Consider the following 3,719-nt stretch of genomic DNA (forward strand, 5'->3'; position numbering starts at 1 on the left):
CCCCGCCGTGTCCATGTCGCTCCATTCCCCCCCGTGGGGGGGGAGCCCGGCGCCCCCCCCCCCCCCCCCCCGACAGCAGGTCCTCCGAGGCAGGCCCCCGCACCCCCGTGCCGGGGGCCTGCCCCTTTGGCCCCCCGACCTAGGGCTTCCGGCCGGACCAGCCCGTCACGACCCAGGACCCCCATGCCCCGCGGCCGCTATTCGCTCCACGATCCGCACGATCACACCCCCCTCGGAGAAGAACACTTCCAGTGCGCCCCCGGCCCGTCCGGCTGGCGCTATGTCTCCCGGCTGACCGGCCCCGCCGGCGATCACCGGGGCTCGGTCGACCTCGCCCTGGACGACCTCGGCCGTCCCATCCGCCTCGAACTCCACGCAGGCGACTGGCAGGTGCGCGGCGCAGCCCTCGACGGCGTCACCTGGGTCCGCACCGATCCCACCGGCACCCATGCCACCGAAGGCAATGTGCGCGCCCACGCCTTCACCGGCACGTCCCCCGCGTTCCTCGTCGCCACCGCCCGGCTCCTGCGCCTCACCCCCTCCTCCGCCGCGACCCGCGTACGCCTCGTGGCCTTCACCGACCCCGTCCTCGCGCCCCGGACCGTGGACCAGTCCTGGGCTCTGGTGAACAGCGAAGCACACGCCACTGACAACGGCCCCCTGGCTGTGGACGAATACCAGGTCACAGCCCTGGACACGGGCGAGCAGCACACCGTCCACATCGCCGGAGACGTCGTCCTGGCCGCGCCCGGGATCGAGCTGGAGGACCTGGAATCACCGCCGTCGCGGTTCGACTGACCCGGGCACCGTCGGCACTCCCGGCCCCGCTTCGGCCACTCTTGTCACGGCTGCACCACAAGCACCGCGAGCACCACTGGCTGCGGCCGCGGTGACCCCCGATCCCTGTCCGCCTTACATCCGCCCTACGCGGGCGGAGCGAACCCCGTAGCCGGCCGCTCGGCCCGTGGCTCGTCGCCCGGTGCAGCGGAGGGAGGAAGAGGCGCCTGAGGTTGCGGTGCCCGGTCCTGGGCCGGCGCCGGCTGAACGGAACCCTGGGGCTGGTGGAAGGCCGACGGCTGATAAGCGGCGGGAGGCTGGTACGACACCGGTGCCTGAAGGGAGAGCCCGGCCTGGGCAGAGCCGCCGGACGCGACCCCGCCGTGACCGAAGGCCTGCCGCGCCTCGCGGGACTGGCGCTCATGCACCACGGCCGCGAGAAATGCGGCCGGGGGGAGATCCCGGGGCACCGGCGCCCCCGTGCGCCCCGCGAGATCGGCGGCCAGCCGCTGGGCCATCCCCGCCGACACCTGCGGATCGAGCTGCTGCATCCGGGTCAGGTACTGCCGGACGGCAAGCCACAGCCCGTCCGGGACCCCCGACAGGTCCAGCTCGGCGAACCGCCCCACGAGCCACGGCGGCGGAGGCGGGACGAAACCGGTGCGCCCGGCCGGTATCCGCTCGCGGACGACCAGGGTGCCCGCGAACACGTCCCCCAGCCGTCGACCCCGTGCCGACACCAGCGAGGCGATACAGGCCACCACCCCGAACGTCATCAGAATCTCGACGACCCCGATCGCGCCCCGTACCAGCGCGTGGCGGAAGCGGATCGGCCCCCCGTCGTCCCGCACCACCCTCAGCCCGAACGCCAGCTTCCCCAACGAACGCCCGTGGCTGAGCGTCTCCACGGCTATCGGCCCGCCGACCAGCACCAGCAGAAACGCCGCGATCGACAGCGCCACCTGCGCGGCCTCGTCCAGCGAGGCCGTCGACGCCACCAGCACCATGATCACGACGATGTACGCGACCATCGCCACCACCAGGTCGAGCAACACGGCCAGCGCCCTGCTCGGCAGCTTCGCGGGCCGCAGTTCGAGCGCCACCGCCTCGCCGGTCACCAGCTCACTCACGCCCGCCGTCCTTCCCTGGTCTGCCCCCTGAACCGCAAGTCTGCCAAGCTGTGGGCGCATCGCGCCCCAGTACGACAAGCTGACAGCAATGACGAGCATCCACGACGACCGCGACGGGCCGTGGAGGAGCAGCCGAGGAGCAGGCAGACCCGATGGACCTGGACGTCTTCGTCTCCGTACATCGAGCCGAATGGGACCGGCTCGATGCGCTGCTCCGCCGTCGGCGCCGGCTCACCGGTGCGGAAGCAGACGAACTCGTCGCCCTCTATCAGCGCACCGCCACCCACCTGTCCCTCATCCAGTCCAGCGCACCGGACCCTCAGCTCACGGGACGGCTCAGCCAGCTCGTGGCACGCGCGCGCAGCGCCGTCGCCGGCACCCGCCGCGCGTCATGGCGTGACGTCACACGCTTCCTGAGCCGGGGCTTCCCGGCCGCCGTCTACCGTGCCCGCCACTGGTGGGTGCCCACGGCACTCGTCTCCACCGCCGTCGCCGTCCTCCTGGGCTGGTGGATCGGCACGCACCCAGAGGTGCAGTCGTCCATCGCGGCACCCAGCCAGCTGCGCGAGCTGACCCGCCCCGGCGGCGAGTACGAGACCTACTACTCCAGTCATCCCGCAGCCGCCTTCGCCGCCCAGGTGTGGACGAACAACGCCCAGGCGGCGGCGATGTGCCTGGTCCTCGGCGTCTTCCTGGGACTGCCTGTCCTCTGGATCCTCTTCCAGAACATGCTCAACCTGGGCGTCGGCTTCGGCCTCATGTCCTCGGCCGGGCGCCTGGACACCTTCCTCGGCCTGGTGCTCCCGCACGGCCTGCTCGAACTGACCGCGGTCTTCGTCGCCGCCGGCACCGGTCTGCGCCTCGGCTGGACCCTGATCGACCCCGGCCCGCGCAGTCGACGCACCGCGCTCGCGGAAGAGGGACGAGCCGCCGTCGGCATGGCGATCGGACTCGCCCTGGTCCTGTTCGTCTCCGGCGCCATCGAAGGCTTCGTCACCCCCTCCGGCCTGCCCACGTGGGCCCGCATCGGTATCGGGATCGCGGCCGAGCTGGCATTCCTGGCGTACGTCTACGTCCTGGGCGGTCGCGCGGCACGCGCAGGCGAGACAGGCGATCTCGAGGCGGCGGACCGCAGCGCCTCCGTCCCCACGGCCGCCTGACGCTCGCCGATGTGCACTCGACCCCTGTGAGCTGCTAGTCTCCTCTTCGCCCCGCGAGAGCCGTTGACACGGAGGGAGTGGGGAGGTAGATTCAAACAGTTGCCTGGAGGTGGACAGATCCACCCGGCAGCCGATAGAATCTAATCGCTTCTTCAGAAGTCGTGAACGACCTTCCGAGAAGCACCTCCGATTACTCAGAAATGAGCGGCCGGTCAGACCGGCTGAGAACTTCTGATAAAGTCGGAACCGCCGGAAAGGGAAACGCGAGAGCGGGAACCTGGAAAGCACCGAGGAAATCGGATCGAGAAAAGATCTGATAGAGTCGGAAACACCGAAGGGAAGCCCGGAGGAAAGCCCGAGAGGGTGAGTACAAAGGAAGCGACCGTTCCTTGAGAACTCAACAGCGTGCCAAAAGTCAACGCCAGATATGTTGATACCCCGTCCGTCGGAACAATCCGATGGTCGAGGTTCCTTTGAAAAAACACAGCGAGGACGCTGTGAACAGTCGGACTATTCCTCCGACTGTTCCGCTCTCGTGATGTGTCACCGGATTACCGGTAAACATTCACGGAGAGTTTGATCCTGGCTCAGGACGAACGCTGGCGGCGTGCTTAACACATGCAAGTCGAACGATGAACCTCCTTCGGGAGGG

The 3,719-nt window shown here is 69.6% G+C and carries 3 protein-coding genes and 1 rRNA gene; 3 read left to right on the forward strand and 1 reads right to left on the reverse strand.

Annotated elements, in window-relative coordinates:
- The first annotated feature begins 183 nt into the window (after positions 1-183).
- Positions 184-798: a hypothetical protein gene (locus ACZ4U1_RS11530; protein WP_467902242.1), complete on the forward strand. Its 615-nt coding sequence runs from the start codon at positions 184-186 to the stop codon at positions 796-798.
- Positions 799-923: 125 nt separating this feature from the next.
- On the opposite strand, the gene ACZ4U1_RS11535 is transcribed toward ACZ4U1_RS11530, so the two are convergent.
- Positions 924-1,907, reverse strand: coding sequence for an RDD family protein (locus ACZ4U1_RS11535; RefSeq protein WP_467902243.1), 984 nt, complete (start codon positions 1,905-1,907; stop codon positions 924-926).
- Positions 1,908-2,059: 152 nt separating this feature from the next.
- On the opposite strand from ACZ4U1_RS11535, the gene ACZ4U1_RS11540 reads away from it, so the two are divergent.
- Both ACZ4U1_RS11540 and ACZ4U1_RS11545 read left to right on the forward strand, forming a co-directional pair.
- Complete coding sequence (locus tag ACZ4U1_RS11540; RefSeq protein WP_467902245.1) at positions 2,060-3,067, forward strand: stage II sporulation protein M; 1,008 nt, start codon at positions 2,060-2,062, stop codon at positions 3,065-3,067.
- Positions 3,068-3,631: 564 nt separating this feature from the next.
- Positions 3,632-3,719: ribosomal RNA gene (locus ACZ4U1_RS11545) — 16S ribosomal RNA — on the forward strand; the annotation flags it as partial.

This window comes from Streptomyces sp. NPDC028928 (genome assembly GCF_055564915.1).